Here is a 16,139-nt window from a genome sequence, read left to right as displayed (position 1 = left end):
AGGGTGGTCATACTATCCGTTAATGCCATCTCTTGAATTTTGAGTTCTTCTTTTCTTTCTAGGGTAATATCTTTATATGTATTAATAATTGTGCCATCAGCCATAATTCTTTGAATAGTTTCGATTATAGTGCCATTCTTTTTTTCTCTATCCCAGGTATATTCGTTTTTCTCAGATCTATTTTGAATGCGCTCTTTTAGTTCATTAATATAATCTTCAATGGATAATTCATATGTTTCTTCGCCATTCATATTGGCTTCGAAAAAGTTTCTTAAATCCATGTTTTCTTCATATTCTCGGTCTTCTAAATTCATGATTTCTTTAAAAGTATCGTTCCACGCTTGAAGTTTTAAGTCTCGTGAAAATACCACGATACCGTGACCTGTATTATTCATAATTTCGGTTAACAGATCATTTTTTAATCTCATTTCATCCGTCATAAGAGCAAGATCATCCATAAGTTCTGCTTGGGCGATGGCTGATTTTTCAATGGTTTCACGTTGGAATTGAAGTTCAAGTAACTGGATTTTATTTTCTTCTAATGCTTTTAATGTTTTTTCTTGTTCAATTTTAAGAAATTCTTCTGCTGCAATACGTTGATTGACTTCACGTATTAATTTATTATTCCAGAATATAATAACGCCGAGTATCAAAAGCACGATACCTGCTATTCTCATTAACAATGTATAGTCTGTTTTTGGAACGACTTGTACCGCCATCCATTTTTGAATAATTTGCTGCTTTTCTGTTTCTGGAATAGCCTTTAATGCTTTATTAAGTATACTAGCTAGTAAAGTATGATTTTTCCCTATGCCGATTGATAATTTAGTATTAATCTCGGTCTCACCGACTACACCAATATTTGTATTTCCTTCAGAATTTAAATAATGGAGTGTTCTTGACATAATTCCAATATATGCATCGGCTTCTTTATTACTCACCATTTGTAGAGCAATTGCGGGCGTTTCCACCTCTATTATTTCAATTCCGGGATAATTTTCTCTGATAAATTGAACCTTAGCATCACCTTCGATTTGAGCAACCTTATAGCCAGTTAAGGTACTCATGTTTCGTAAATTAATATTTTCCTTTAGAGCAAAAATCATATTAGTTTCTGAATAGTAAGGGGCTGTAAAATGAAAATCTTTTTTGCGCGCTTCAGTTGCTATCACAGCAGGTAAAATTTGACTTTCATCTTTGGACACTTGCTCGAAAGCTTCTTTCCAAATTGATATTTCTACAAAACTGAATTGAAAATCTAAGGTTTCTGAAATTCTAGCTATAATATCTCCAGATACCCCGGATAATCTAACGTTCTCATCTATAAATGCGAACGGCGCTGTGCTATTATCGTCAACAGCAATGCGCATTCCGTTATTGCTATTTTACCATGCACGCTCTTCTGCGCTTAAGTTTATATTTATATTGTAATTTATATGGGTGTACCATTGAGTTGAAAGCGCTGAAAATTCACCTTCGGTAACAGCATCCATGCCTTTTTCAAAAATAGATTTTAAGATCCCACGATCTTTATTAAACGCTAAACGGAATTCTCCTTGATTTTTACTTTTTGGATAAAAGTCCTTGCCATTGACTTCAATGTTGGTAATGAGATTTCGTTTAATTTTATAATTCGTCGTTGCAACTAAATTGATATAAATATCAATGACACCTGATGATAAATCATTAAGGGCAATATCTGCGGATTGATAACCTTTAATATTAAGATGATCATAATCCCTGTTATAAATATTCCAAGGGAGGGAGCCTTCAATAACGCCGATTTTTTTGCCTTCTAGATCCATTATTGAGTTTATTTTTGGATCACCTTTGCGACCGAAATAAACCCATGGAACATGCAAATAAGGTTTCGTGAAATTGAGATATTCCTCACGTTCATCTGTCTTAACCAGACTGTGTGTCATATCAAGTTCTTTATTTTTTACCAATTCAAGTAATCTATTCCAATTCGGATCGTTTACATATTCGGTTTTAATTCCGATTTTTTCTGCGATAAGATTAATATAATCAATTGAAAGACCGGTTGCGCCACCGCCTTGGTTAAAATCTATGGGCGCCATTTCTGTCTTGTTCGTTATACGTATAGTTTGATTTTCTTTAATCCACTGAAGCTCTTCTTTTGTGAAATCAATATTCTGAACAATTTCTGTTTTTGTGCCCCAACGTTCTGCTAATAATTTATATTCTTCAAATGTAATGGCATCCATGCCTTTTTGTAGAATATCTCTCAATATTGGATAATCTTTTCTGGTGGCAATGCGATGTTCAACAATGTTGTTAGAATTAAAGGCATAATCATCACCAATGACTTCAAGGTCATTCATGAAATTTTGCGATATAAAATATTCCAACGTAAAGAGGGAGCCAGTTACAACATCTACTTCTTTTGAAGAGAGACCATTAAGAGCATCTTTTATGGTGCTATATTCGATAAGTTCAAATTCGGGATGATTTTCACGGTAATAATCTGTGATAGCCCATCCTTGAATAACGCCAATTCTTTTATTTTCCATATCGGCAATGCTATTAATCCTTGACGAGCCTTTGCGGCCAAAATTGACGATTGGAATATCGAGATACGGCTTAGTGAAATTAAGATATTCTTCGCGTTCCTCATTAATCATTAAACTATGGGTTATATCGATTTCTTTGTTTTGCACCTTTTTAACAAGCTCATCCCAAGATAAGCCATTCTTATATTCGATGTTAAGACCGACATTCTTTGCGGCTAGATTTAAATAATCTATAGCAAAGCCTTTTGGTATATTGTCTCTTACAAAATCAAGAGGAACTAAATCCATATTATTGGTTGCTGTTAAAATAGGATGTTCAGAAATCCATTGGCGTTCTTCAGCGGATAGGTCAACATTGGAAAGTATATCTTGCGCATTTACAGTAAATGATAAAAAGAAGGTAATGAGTAAAAAATGGACTATGGCAGCCGAGGAAACTTTATAAAAACGTTTTACGCTTTTAAAAGACTTTAAAACTTTTACTTTATTTTCCATAAACTTACACCATAAATCCTGCATAAGCACAGAGTTTAAGCTAAATAGGTTTAATATTTCTTAACCTAGATGTTTTCTGTAGAGGGGCAATTAAAGTGAACATTAAATTTTTTTAATGTTCAAGACAGAATAATTTCATGTTGCGCATTTATTCTCCAATTATCCATTAAAGCATTTAAGGAGATAAAAAATGCGTAAAGTTAAATATGTAAAAACATTTGTATCAGGTTTACTCATAGGTACCAGTCTTTTTGCCATTGGTCATATGGCCTCACAGGCGACAACGTCGAACAATAATGAAGTTGCGAAAGTAAAGCAGATAAATCAGTTTTCTGAAACAAGAAACCTTGCAGATCTCGTTGAAAATGTAAGCCCAGCAGTTGTGCAAGTCATTGCGAAAGGTAAGGTTAAATCTAATATAAACCAAGAATTTCGAGGCATACCCAATATGCCTGGAAGCCCGTTTGAAGAATTTTTTAAAGAGTTTCGACGCGGCGGTGGCTCTAATGAAAGGGCACCGGGTAGGGGATATTCGCAACCATCGTCAATTGGCTCTGGTTTTATTGTGGAAGCCGACGGCATTGTCATTACCAATAACCATGTTGTTGATGACGCTGAAGAAGTAACTGTTCGATTAAAAGACGGTCGTGAATTAAAAGCAAACGTCCTGGGAACGGACCCCAAAACAGACTTGGCCGTGCTTAAGATCGATGAAGACGAAACATTTGACGCCGTTGATTGGGGCAATTCTGATCAAACACGAGTAGGTGACAGTGTTTTTGCAGTGGGATCACCATTTGGGCTACATGGTTCAGTGACCTCAGGGATTGTATCGGCGCGCGGTCGTGAAATTGGCTCCGGTCCTTATGATGATTTTATTCAAACGGATACCCCAATTAATAAGGGTAATTCGGGTGGGCCTTTATTTGATCAAAATGGTGAAGTTATCGGCGTTAACACGGCGATTTATTCTCCGGGTGGTGGTAATGTCGGTATCGGTTTTGCGATCCCTGCAGAAATGGCAAAGAATATAGTCGCCGACCTTATCGAAGATGGCACGGTTGAACGTGGTTGGATTGGCGTAAGCATCCAACCAGTTACTGATGATATCGCGGATAGCTTAGGACTTGATAGCAAACGAGGTGCGCTAATTTCAGATGTCGTTTCAGGTGGTCCATCGGAAAAAGCAGGGCTTCGCGCAGGTGATGTGATTTTAAGCTTTAATGGTGAAAACATTGATGATCTGCGTGATTTAACCAAAAGTGTCGCTCTGTCGGAAGCCGATAGTACCGTAGAAGTTAGCATCTGGAGCGAAGAACGAGAAAAAACCATCGACTTAAAGGTCGGTACTATGGAAGAACCCAAAGTCACGAAAGCATCATTCAGCGGCAGAGGAGACGAGCTTCCAAAATTAGGGCTTGCCCTTAATGAAAAATTAGAAGTCGTTGATGTTGACCCAGAAAGTGTTACCGCAAGAAAAAATGTGCGCATTGGCGATAAAATTGAAAGTGTTAATAATGTTAAGGTTAGTTCTCTTGATGATATCCGTGATGTGATTGCCAAAGCCTTAGAAGAAGAACGTGAAGCGGTCCTCCTTCGCGTGAAGAATAAGAACGGCAATCGTTTCATTGCTGTTCCACTTGAAAGGGTGTAATTACTAACTTCCATGATATAGCCATATTGTCTGTTTTATAATTTCAATTATTAATTTAAAGCTAGGCAATATGGCTTTTCATTTATGAGAAAATATTCTTATAATGCGGTTTAAGGTTAAAATTATCTATAGTTTCAAAGGAAAAATATGCGCGTTTTAATCATTGAAGATGATCATGAGATTTCATCACATGTCGCAAAAGGATTAGTGCAGCATGGTCATGTCGCTGAAATCATAGATAATGGGATTGATGGCTTATCAGATGCCGTCTCAAATGAGTATGATGCGATCGTATTAGACCGGATGTTACCCAGACTTGATGGTATATCTGTTCTTAAGGCCTTAAGATCGGAAGGGGTCAAAACGCCGGTTATATTTCTATCTGCATTAGGTGAACTCGATTACCGAATTGAAGGGTTAAAAGCGGGTGCCGATGATTATCTTTCCAAACCATTTGCATTTTCAGAACTTCTTGCGCGAATAGAAGCCGTTCTTAGACGGGGCGGCGAGGGAACGTCAACATCGGATGTCATGAAAGTGGCCGATTTGGAGCTGGATATTAGGAGCCGTCAAGTACGACGTGGTGATAAGGTAATCGATTTAAAACCGAGGGAGTATAAGATTCTCGAATATTTAATGCGTCATAAGGGGCGAATTGTCACCAGAAATATGTTACTTGAGCAGGTTTGGGATTATCATTTTGATCCTCATACAAATGTGATTGATGTACATATAAGTCGACTTCGGGCAAAAATTGATCATGACTTTGAAACGCAGCTTCTTCAAACTGTCCGTGGGGCTGGTTATAAAATTGGTAACGTTTCATGAATTCATTATCAATGTTTCCCAAGAGTGCATATGCGCGCAATATTCTGACTTATCTATTGTTTAATGTGGTCACAATTGGCGCAGTACTTGGTTATATTTATTTTTCGACGGTAGAAGTGATTGAAAATGAAGTTGCCGAGGTAGTCGAAACGGAAATTCGTGCACTAGAAGAAGAATATATCGCAAATGGCATTCCCGGACTTCGTGCGGCATTATCGCGTAGAATTGAGAACGCGGATGGGGACGCGGTATATTTATTATCAGCTCCTAATAATCAACCGATTGTTGGAAACCTTTTACAATGGCCTAACGACATTACAACTGATGGTGAATGGACCATAGTGACTTTAATTCGTAGGGATACCAGTCAATCTATATTGGTTGGTGCGCGCGCCTATTCTCTTGGTCTGGGTGCAAAAATATTAGTCGGTCGCGATATGCGGGCTAGACGTGATTTTCAAAACACGCTTACAGGTGCAATGATTGGCGCAATAGTGCTGATGATTATACTTGCGACAATTGGGGGCGCCGTGTTTTCAAGGCTTGTTTTAAGGAGATTAAAGTCCATTGATAATACAGCTCGTTCCATCATGGGGGGTGATATTTCAAAACGTATTCCTGTTACCAAACAAAATGATGAATTTGATCAGTTATCAGAAACGCTCAACGAAATGCTTAGTAAAGTCGATGATTTGATTAATGAGCTTCGTGTAGCAACTGAAAGCATGGCACATGATTTAAGAAGCCCGCTCACGCGTCTTCGCGGTCATTTGGAACAAAGTTATCTAAAACTAGATGAGCAGTCATCGACCGCTATTGATATTGAAAAAGCAATATTTGAAACGGATAGAATTTTAAAAGATTTAAATGCACTTCTAAATGTTGCTCGGCTTGAAACGGGTATTGTGAATAGTCAAATGGAAGATGTTCGATTATTTGATCTACTGAATGATGTGTCAGAATTATATATTCCTTTGGTCGAAGAAAGTGAAATGACAATTTCCACGTCAATTTCGATAGATCAAGACATTAAAGTTAAAATGAATGCTCAGTTGATGGCGCAGGCTCTTTCAAATTTGATTGAAAATGCGATTAAATATGCCGGAAGGGGCGCGGACATTAGTATAAGCGCGATAAGAAATAAGGATCATATTTCTATTATGATTGCCGATGATGGTCCCGGTATTCCAAGCGCGGATAGAAAGAAAGCCTTGCAAAGATTTGCACGTCTTTCGCCAGAACGTAAAGAAGGTGGAATGGGGCTTGGGCTTTATTTGGTATCTGTTATCTTAAAAATTCATAAGTTTGAACTTAGCCTTCTTGATAACAAACCTGGACTAAAAGCTGAGATCATCATACCGCTATCATGAATAGTAATTCTTTAAAGACACTTGCAAGTTCTTAATCTATGGTGTGATATATATTATCATGAAATTCGTGAATATAACTTAATAATAATGAAGGCAATCGAGTAAATATAAATGGATTTAGGACGCGGCAGAAATTTAACACAAAATATTATGAGCGACCTAGGTCAATCAATCGTTATGGGTGAATACGATAATAACAAAGCTTTTCCAACAGAAGCAGAACTCTGCGAGCAGTTTAATGTAAGCAGAAGTATTATTCGCGAAGCTGTCAAAATGCTAACTTCTAAGGGAATGCTGAGTTCAAGACCACGTCAAGGCACTAAAGTTCGATCTGAAGAGAATTGGAACATATTAGATGAAGAGGTTTTAGAATGGTTTTTGAAAAAGACTGTATCGCTTTCTTTGCTGAGAGAATTTACTGAAATTAGATTGGCTGTGGAGCCTGCAGCAGCTGAGATAGCAGCCCAAAAGCAAAATATCGATGATATTGAAAAAATAGGAACGGCCTTAGAGCGAATGCAATCTGCTGAGAACGGTTTAGACGATCCGCTTGAAGCTGATATAGAATTTCATCTGGCTTTATTGGATGCTAGTGGCAATAGATTTTTCAAACAGTTGAAAAACCTTTCTGAAACGGCATTACGTTCCAGTATAAAATATACGAATAGGCAAAAAGGTGTTCGCCACGCAGATGTGAAGGCACATGAAAAAGTATATTTCGCTATTAAAAATAAAATGCCTGAACTTGCAAAACAAGAAGCTACTATGTTGATATCAGAAGTAATGGCTTTACTAGATAAATAAGTCTGTTTTAATAAGTTTTGTGGGTTTGATATGATTCTATTTGATTAATTATCATATAAATAATATAAATGGCTAAATTTGATGAAAAATTTTTGGGTTAACGATGTCCAACGATAAAAAAAATAAAGCACGCAGCACCGAAAGTTTTGGTAAAAATGACAAAGACGGTTTCATCCATAGAAGCTGGATGAAAAGCGAAGGACTGCCGGATCATGTTTTTGACGGTCGTCCCGTAATTGGTATTTGCAACACATGGTCCGAACTAACACCCTGTAATTCTCACCTTAGAGATATTGCTGAATATGTGAAGCGCGGCGTTTGGGAGGCTGGCGGACTGCCACTTGAATTTCCTGTTATGTCCACGGGAGAGGCGCTTATGCGTCCGACGGCGATGTTGTTTCGTAATCTCGTTTCAATGGATGTAGAAGAAAGCATTAGAGGTAATCCTATAGATGGTGTCGTGCTGCTTGGGGGCTGTGATAAGACCACACCAGCACAGTTAATGGGGGCCGCCAGTGTAGATTTACCGACAATGATAATTTCATCGGGTCCGATGCTTAATGGAAAACATTGTGGCGCAGATATTGGCTCAGGTACTGACGTTTGGAAATTCAGCGAAGATGTGCGTGCAGGTAAAATGTCAATGGAAGAATTTATGAATGCGGAAGCAGGAATGTCTCGCTCAACAGGAACATGTATGACAATGGGCAGCGCATCAACATTTGCATGTGTGGTTGAAGCGATGGGTTTATCAATGCCATTTAATGGTACGGCGCCGGGAGTTGATGCGCGCCGAAAAACCATGTCTCACTTAACAGGAAATCGAATTGTAGAACTTGTTAAAGAAGACCAAAAGCTTTCCTCTTATTTAACAAGAGAGGCGATGGAAAATGGTATTCGCGTGCTAGCGGCAATTGGGGGATCAACAAATGCCGTAATACATCTTCAGGCAATTGCGGGAAGGATGGGGGTCAATCTAAATTTAGATGATTTTGATATACTCACGAAAGACATTCCACTCTTGGTTGATATTCAGCCGTCTGGTAAATATTTGATGGAAGATTTTCATTATGCCGGTGGCGTTCCGGCCATTTTAAAATCACTCGGTCATTTATTAAATAGCGATATTGAAACAGTTTCCGGAAAAACAATCGGTGAAATAGCGGATATGTCAGAAGTTTATAATGATGATGTTCTGGGTTCGCTAGAAAAGCCAGTAAAGAAAAATGCTGGAATTTGGGTTTTAAAAGGAAATTTAGCCCCAAGAGGAGCGATTATTAAACCCAGTGCAGCAACGGAAGAATTATTGGTTCACGAGGCAAAAGCGGTTGTTTTTCAAAATATAGAAGATTTAAAAGCGCGGCTCGATAGCCCCGAACTGGATGTAGATCAGAATTCTATATTGGTTCTTAAAGGATGTGGACCAAAAGGATATCCCGGAATGCCAGAAGTTGGGAATATGCCAATTCCTCAAAAATTACTGGAAAAAGGGGTGCGAGATATGGTGCGCATTTCCGATGCGAGAATGAGTGGCACGGCATTTGGTACAGTTATACTGCATGTTAGTCCTGAGGCGGAAAGCGCAGGTCCATTAGCATTCGTTGAAGATGGTGATGTCATCCGTTTTGATGGCCCAGCAAGATCATTGGATTTATTAATTTCAGAAGAGGAATTCGAAAGAAGAGCAGCAAATTGGCAGGGCCCAGAAACTGCACCTAAATATGGCAGGGGTTATTATAAATTATATATTGATCATGTTTTGCAGGCAGATGAAGGCGCAGACCTTGATTTTCTAGTTGGTAAAAGCAGTTCCGAAGTAAAGCGGGAATCTCACTGATGAATAGCAATAAAACAACAATCTATCATGATTTAAAAGATCAACATGTTTTCATTACTGGTGGTGCCACTGGAATTGGCGCTGAAATGGTTCGCGCCTTTGCCGCGCAAGGAGCGAGGGTTGCATTTATCGATTATGATGAAATAAATGCGCGTCAATTATGCGATGATTTGATGAATGATCAATTTCACAAACCATGGTTTAAAAAAGTTGATGTTACCAATGTGAATACATTGGAAAACGCAATCGCTGACGCCATCAAAGAATTTGGTCCAATATATGCGCTTATTAACAATGTTGCCAATGATGAACGACATACGCCAGAGGAAATGAATGAAGAAAAATGGCGCGCCTCTCTGGCAGTGAACCTTGATCCGGCTTTCTTTGCTTCAAAAGCAGTTTATGAAAGTATGAAGTTAAATCATCAAGGATCAATTATTAATTTTAGTTCCATAAACGCCCTTTTGGGTCCTGCAAATATGCCTGCTTATGTTACGGCAAAGGCGGGTTTGGTTGGCATGACGAAAGCTTTGTCAAAAGATTATGGTGACAATAATATTAGGGTAAATGCTATTTTGCCGGGGTGGGTTATTACCGACCGGCAAATCGAAAAGTGGCTAACCCCCGAAGCGGAAGAAGAATGGAAGAAATTGGTCGCTTTAAAGGACCGTATCATGCCCATAGATGTTGCAAAATTAGCGATATTTTTAGCCAGTTCCGATAGTAAAATGATAACTGGGCAAAGTTTTGTTATTGATGCGGGGCGCACCTAGTAAGAATAATACTTTTAATATTTCGATTAACCTGAATAAAGATGAGGACCATATATGAGACTAGAAAATTTAGACATTATTGTCTTTTCTGCCTATGTCATCGGTCTAATCTCATTGGCGATTTGGGTTTCCCGTGAAAAAGACGGTCGTGAAAAAAATACGGAAGATTATTTCCTCGCTAGTAAATCATTGCCGTGGTGGGCTATTGGTGCATCTTTAATCGCAGCCAATATTTCTGCGGAGCAAATTATAGGAATGTCTGGTTCAGGTTATGCGATTGGTTTAGGGATAGCGTCTTATGAATGGATGGGGGCGATTGGCTTGCTTGTTGTCGGCAAATATATGCTCCCAGTTTTCTTGAAACAAAAAATTTACACAATGCCTCAGTATCTTGAACAACGATATAATCATAGTGTTCGAATGATTATGGCCACATTTTGGATGGCATTATATATCTTTGTTAACTTAACGTCGATCCTTTGGTTAGGGGCATTGGCCATTTACACTATTACAGGATTTGAAATGGTATATGGCATGATATTTCTTGCCGTTTTTGCTCTTTCATATTCTCTTTATGGCGGATTAAAGGCCGTTGCATTCACCGATATTATTCAAGTCGTTCTGCTTGTTTTTGGTGGGTTATTTCTATCTTACGTAACGCTTAATCTTATAAGTGAGGGTTCGGGTGTTCTTAATGGTGCAAACATACTGATGGAGCAGTTCCCAGAAAAATTCGATATGATCTTAAGCAAAGATAATCCTTATTATAATGATCTTCCGGGCATTTCAGTGCTTGTTGGTGGTATGTGGGTCATGAATTTTTCTTATTGGGGCTTTAACCAATATATCATTCAGCGTGCTCTTGCTGCTGAAAGCATAAACGAAGCACAAAAAGGAATGACCTTTGCTGCTTTCTTGAAATTATTGATGCCAATTATCGTCGTCTTGCCAGGAATTGCCGCGGTTACTTTAGCGCCTGATCTTGATCGCCCTGACCAAGCTTATCCAACCATGATGAATTTAATGCCTGTTGGACTTAAGGGATTAATATTTGCGGCGTTGGTTGCTGCGATTGTGTCATCATTAGCGTCGATGATCAATAGTATTTCAACGATATTCACGATGGATATTTATAGTTACTATAGGCCCGAAAAAAAACAATCACATTATGTTTTCATAGGTCGAATTGTTAGTTTTACGTCACTTTTAATTGCGATGATCTTTGCAAGACCGCTTCTTGAAAGCTTTGATCAGGGTTTTAAATTCATTCAAGATTTCACAGGATTTTTTACACCAGGTATCGTTGTTATTTTTATGCTAGGTCTCTTTTGGAAAAAAGCGACAGCCAATGGCGCAATTGCCGCAGCGGTTGGTTCATTCATTCTTTCTTGTGGATTTTATTATATGCTTCCTGATCTTCCGTTTATGGACAGGGTTGGAATTGTATTTTTAATTTGTTTAGCGCTTGCAATTATCGTTTCATTAATGGGCAAGCAAGAAGATCACCCACAAGCCGTTGATATTAGACAAATGGATTTTTCAACAAGCCGTAGTTTCAATATTCAATCCCTGATGGTTATATGTATCTTAATCGCTTTATATGCGACCTGGTGGTAATAGTCAGATTATGAATTTAGAATTATTTGATAGAATTAAGGTTGGTAACACGCTTGGGGAAGGTGTGATTTGGGACCACCGAACGGAGACCATCTGGTGGACGGATATTCAGGAAAGCCGCCTTTATCACTATAACCCATCTTCAAAAAAGTTAGGACATTATGATACTCCTGAAAGACTGTGTTCATTTGGGTTTACGGATGATGAAAAGTGGTTCATCGCGGCTTTTGAAAATGGCTTTGCAAAGTATAATCCTGAAAAAAATATCTTAAAATGGTTATCTAAACCGCTAGAGCATCATAATCAAATTCGTTTTAATGATGGTCGGGTTGATCGGCAGGGCAGGTTCTGGTCGGGGACTATGGTCGAAGATAATAATGGTGGAGATGCGCGTGGCCGCTTATATCGTTTGGATTTGGCTGAGAAGAAATTAGCCGTTCCACTCTTAGAAGATATTCTCATTTCCAATTCATTATGTTGGAGCCCTGATAGCAAAAAAATGTATTTTGCCGATAGCACGAATAATAGAATTGATGTTTATGACTTTGATGCCGCATTAGGAATACCAACGAATGATAATACCTTCGCGATAACAAATGAAGATATTTTTCCAGATGGCTCAATAATTGACCAAGAGGGCTATCTTTGGAATGCCCAGTGGGGTGGCAGTAGGGTTGTTAGATATGCACCCAACGGCGAAATTGATTATATTCTTAAGGTGCCGGTCTCTCAGCCTACATGTGTTGCTTTTGGTGGGCCTGATTTATCATGGTTGTTTGTAACGACGGCAAAAGATGGGCTGGATGATAACCAGTTAGCAAATGAAGAATTTGCAGGTGATTTACTAATTTATAAAACGGATACAAAAGGTATTCCTGAAAATATTATCAAAATGAGGAACGTAAAATGAATAAGGCAACTGTCAGAGAAATTGAATGGCCAGAGTTTGGAATTGGTGAAAAGCCTGCTGCGATCTCGTTAGACGAATTCCGGGATCGCATAGTAATGATGCAGGACGCGATGGCTGATCGTGACTATTCTCATTTGCTTATCTATGGGGACAGGGAGCATTTCGCCAATTTAACATGGGCGACAAATATTGATCCTCGTTTTGAAGAAATTTTATTGATTGTTAGGCGTGATGAAAAACCACTCATTGTCGTTGGAAATGAATGTGAGGGGTACCTTGATCATAGCCCGCTTTATCGAAATGGCGATATTCGCAGTGAATTATATCAACCGTTTTCACTACTTGATCAAGGACGCGATAAAAGCAGAACTTTATCCGCGATCTTTAAATCAGAGAAAATGAATGAAAATTCTATCGTCGGAGCCGTAGGGTGGAAATATTTTAGCGAAAACGAAGAACCATTAGGAAAGCAAGCACTAGATATTCCGAGCTTTATTGCGGATGCGGCACGGTCAGTCGCAGGGTTTGAAAATGTTGAAAATGCATCTGATCTATTCATGCATCCTGCTTATGGTTTTAGGAGTGTTGTTTCAGTGGATGAAATTGCAATATTTGAACATACGAATATTAAAGCATCTGAAGCCGCAAAAAGAATTTTATTTGGCATGCGCGACGGTATGACGGATCATGAAATTGCAAAATTTATCGAATGGGACGGCGAACCGCTTGGATGTCATCCTACTTTTTCAGGGGGTGATCTACCGGGCCTATGTGGCCCACAGGGCCGAACTGTTCGAAAAGGTGAAGTCTTTTCATTTAATGTCTGTTTTTGGGGTAGTAACACATGTCGAGCAGGTTGGGTAGCGGAAGATGTAAACGATTTACCATCAAATGCACAGGATTATATCGATAACTTCGCGGGACCTTATTTTGTTGCAATGGCGGATTGGTTCAGCAAAATGAAAATAGGCACAAAAGGAAGCGTCCTGCATGATGCAATTTATGATACTTTACCATTTGAAAAGTATGGTATTTTTCTTAATGCGGGCCATCTTATTCATTTAGATGAATGGGTAAGTTCACCAATATATAAAGGATCAGATATTCCGATCAGATCAGGGATGATGTTTCAGGTTGATGTCATCCCGTCATCAAAGATATATGGCTCAACGCGCATGGAAGATGGCATTGTTATCGCAGATGAAGATTTGCGAAACCAGTTAAAATCAAAACACCCTGATTGTTATGAAAGATGTCAAAAGAGGCGGGATTTTATGATTAATACTTTGGGAATTGATCTTCCAGAAGAGATATTACCACTTTCAAATATGCCGGCCTTTGTAACGCCATGGTTCTTAAACCCAAATAAATTAATTACATTGAAATAGAAAAATATCTTATTATTGTCTTACTGAAAATTTGAAAACTGTTTTGCTTTCGAATGTTTCGCTTGGAATTAAAAGCGTTGACGAAAAATTTTTATGGTTTGGGCTATCCGGGAAATGCTGTGTTTCAAGACAAAACCCGCCGCGCTTGGGGTATGCGAAGTTATCTTTCCCATAACTCATTCCATCGATAAAATTTCCTGAGTAAAATTGAATACCTGGCTGATCCGTATATATTTCCATTATTCTACCGCTTTTTGGCGCATAAACCTTTGCAGCTTGTGAAAATTCATCTTGATTTAAAACCCAATTATGATCATACCCAAGACCATATTCCAATTGTTTAAAATCCGTATTTATGTCTTCGTTAATTGGCTTTGCTTTTCGGAAATCCATAGGTGTATTTTCAACCCTGGCAATTTCACCAGTTGGAATGAGCGTATCGTTAATGGGGGTATAGTGGTTGGCATTAATCATCATTTCATGATCGCCGATTTGACCTGAATTATGACCATTTAAATTAAAATAGGAATGTTGTGAAATATTAATCACGGTTGATTTATCGGTAGTCGCTTTATAATCGACGGTAAGTTGATTTTGATCATCAAATGTATAGGTCACTTCTACTTTTAAAGAACCGGGATACTCTTGGTCACCATCTTCGCTGATTAATGATAATATAACACCCGCATTTTCATTTGTTTCAAACGGGCTGGCAGACCATACTTTCTTATCAAATCCTTCTAATCCACCATGAAGGGCATTTGGGGCGTTATTTTGCGCTAAGGTGTATTCCTCATTATCAATGGAAAATTTTCCATTTGCAATTCGGTTTGCATAACGGCCGACAATAGCGCCCATATAAGGACTTTCCTGCAAATATTGTGTCACGTTATCGTAACCTAACACAATATCCCCCATATTGCCCTTAAGGTCAGGCAAATTTATTGATACAATAATACCACCTAGGTTAATGACTTCGATGCTTGAACCTGATTTATTGGTAATTGTGTATTTGGTGATATCACGCCCATCCGGCATTTCACCAAATTTTGACGTCGATAGCCTATTCTCTTTACTTAAATCCATTTCACATCCAGAAAGTATCATTGCAAATTGCACTGTAAGTAAAAACAAACGACCTGTCATTTTTATTCCCTTAGTGATATTTGGTTAGATATTATCTGAACTCTAGAACTAGATGAATATATTTGCAAATATTTGGGACACCCTTCGAGGTTCGAACTCACGATCTCTGCCAAAGGTGGGCAGGGCCTTGTATCGTCTGTATCCCGTCAGACCAACTTTCCCTGATGACGTACAAGCAAAACGTATTTGTAGACGTAACTATCGAAAAACTTTTCAATCCAATAGAATTTGAAGACACGTTCGGTTCTAGGCTAGAATGGACAAACTTTTGGGAACTAATAGACATCGTCGATGATGGAGATGATGATCTAGTGGGTACTAGCGTTAAAAATCAGTTACCTATTGTCTTTGTAAACGATGGTTCTGGAAATTTTGTAGAATTTAATCTCGCTAGTTCCGACATTATAGGTCAGCCTATAGCTTGGGGTGATTATGATAAAGATGGAACAATTGATTTTATAACATGGCAACCAACTTGGAATGATAGCATTGGAACGAGTTCTTCTAATAACTTCTACCTTTACGGATTTGATGGACTTATTGCATAGCATGCATTTATTCTCATCACACTTTACTTTAATAAATTACTGAAGTAAGACAACATTTGACCGTCAAACGGGGCTAATTATTTATATGTATGCATTTTTATGGCATATTGGTGCCGGAGTTGGCTTTCGTGAATTCTTGGCGGAGTTTGAGGTTGTATTGATACCATTAATAGATATTGCCTTGAAAGACCTATTAGCCTATAAAATAGGCGATAAAACCCCTACATTCAACTAG

At 38.4% G+C, this 16,139-nt stretch carries 13 protein-coding genes; 10 read left to right on the top strand and 3 right to left on the bottom strand.

Annotated features, from left to right (window positions below; all coding sequences use genetic code 11):
• Both ACTF6W_RS05130 and ACTF6W_RS05125 read right to left on the bottom strand, forming a co-directional pair.
• Window positions 1-1,370 (bottom strand): transporter substrate-binding domain-containing protein (locus ACTF6W_RS05130; protein ID WP_438993474.1); only part of this gene is annotated, 1,370 nt, incomplete at its 3' end.
• A 15-nt stretch (window positions 1,371-1,385) separates the two neighbouring features.
• Entirely contained in the window at window positions 1,386-3,029 is a 1,644-nt protein-coding gene (locus ACTF6W_RS05125; RefSeq protein WP_438993473.1) for a transporter substrate-binding domain-containing protein, read from the bottom strand.
• Between the two features lie 190 nt (window positions 3,030-3,219).
• Between ACTF6W_RS05125 and ACTF6W_RS05120 the strand changes: the two genes are divergently transcribed.
• From ACTF6W_RS05120 to ACTF6W_RS05080, 9 genes are all read left to right on the top strand, one after another.
• Window positions 3,220-4,683 (top strand): Do family serine endopeptidase, encoded by a 1,464-nt coding sequence (locus ACTF6W_RS05120; protein ID WP_438993472.1) that lies wholly within the window; start codon window positions 3,220-3,222, stop codon window positions 4,681-4,683.
• A 147-nt stretch (window positions 4,684-4,830) separates the two neighbouring features.
• Window positions 4,831-5,511, top strand: a complete 681-nt coding sequence (locus ACTF6W_RS05115; protein ID WP_438993471.1) for a response regulator transcription factor — start codon at window positions 4,831-4,833, stop codon at window positions 5,509-5,511.
• Window positions 5,508-6,881, top strand: a complete 1,374-nt coding sequence (locus ACTF6W_RS05110) for an ATP-binding protein (RefSeq protein ID WP_438993470.1) — start codon at window positions 5,508-5,510, stop codon at window positions 6,879-6,881. Before ACTF6W_RS05115 ends, ACTF6W_RS05110 begins: the two co-directional genes overlap by 4 nt.
• 111 nt (window positions 6,882-6,992) lie before the next feature.
• Complete coding sequence (locus ACTF6W_RS05105; RefSeq protein ID WP_438993469.1) at window positions 6,993-7,685, top strand: FadR/GntR family transcriptional regulator; 693 nt, start codon at window positions 6,993-6,995, stop codon at window positions 7,683-7,685.
• 103 nt (window positions 7,686-7,788) lie between these two features.
• Window positions 7,789-9,522, top strand: coding sequence for an IlvD/Edd family dehydratase (locus tag ACTF6W_RS05100; RefSeq protein WP_438993468.1), 1,734 nt, complete (start codon window positions 7,789-7,791; stop codon window positions 9,520-9,522).
• Complete coding sequence (locus tag ACTF6W_RS05095; RefSeq protein ID WP_438993467.1) at window positions 9,522-10,295, top strand: SDR family NAD(P)-dependent oxidoreductase; 774 nt, start codon at window positions 9,522-9,524, stop codon at window positions 10,293-10,295. Before ACTF6W_RS05100 ends, ACTF6W_RS05095 begins: the two co-directional genes overlap by 1 nt.
• 54 nt (window positions 10,296-10,349) lie before the next feature.
• Entirely contained in the window at window positions 10,350-11,912 is a 1,563-nt protein-coding gene (locus ACTF6W_RS05090; protein WP_438993466.1) for a sodium/sugar symporter, read from the top strand.
• A 10-nt stretch (window positions 11,913-11,922) separates the two neighbouring features.
• Complete coding sequence (locus ACTF6W_RS05085; RefSeq protein WP_438993465.1) at window positions 11,923-12,822, top strand: SMP-30/gluconolactonase/LRE family protein; 900 nt, start codon at window positions 11,923-11,925, stop codon at window positions 12,820-12,822.
• On the top strand, window positions 12,819-14,210 hold the full coding sequence (locus tag ACTF6W_RS05080; protein ID WP_438993464.1) for a hypothetical protein: 1,392 nt from the start codon (window positions 12,819-12,821) through the stop codon (window positions 14,208-14,210). Before ACTF6W_RS05085 ends, ACTF6W_RS05080 begins: the two co-directional genes overlap by 4 nt.
• Window positions 14,211-14,222: 12 nt before the next feature.
• Here ACTF6W_RS05080 and ACTF6W_RS05075 read toward each other — a convergent pair whose 3' ends face one another.
• On the bottom strand, window positions 14,223-15,356 hold the full coding sequence (locus ACTF6W_RS05075) for an aldose epimerase family protein (protein ID WP_438993463.1): 1,134 nt from the start codon (window positions 15,354-15,356) through the stop codon (window positions 14,223-14,225).
• Window positions 15,357-15,667: 311 nt separating this feature from the next.
• Between ACTF6W_RS05075 and ACTF6W_RS05070 the strand changes: the two genes are divergently transcribed.
• Entirely contained in the window at window positions 15,668-15,904 is a 237-nt protein-coding gene (locus ACTF6W_RS05070; protein ID WP_438993462.1) for a hypothetical protein, read from the top strand.
• Window positions 15,905-16,139: the final 235 nt, after the last annotated feature.

Source organism: Pseudemcibacter sp., assembly GCF_965661635.1.
Lineage (GTDB): Bacteria > Pseudomonadota > Alphaproteobacteria > Sphingomonadales > Emcibacteraceae > Pseudemcibacter.
This window is presented reverse-complemented; position numbering and strand designations above follow the sequence as displayed.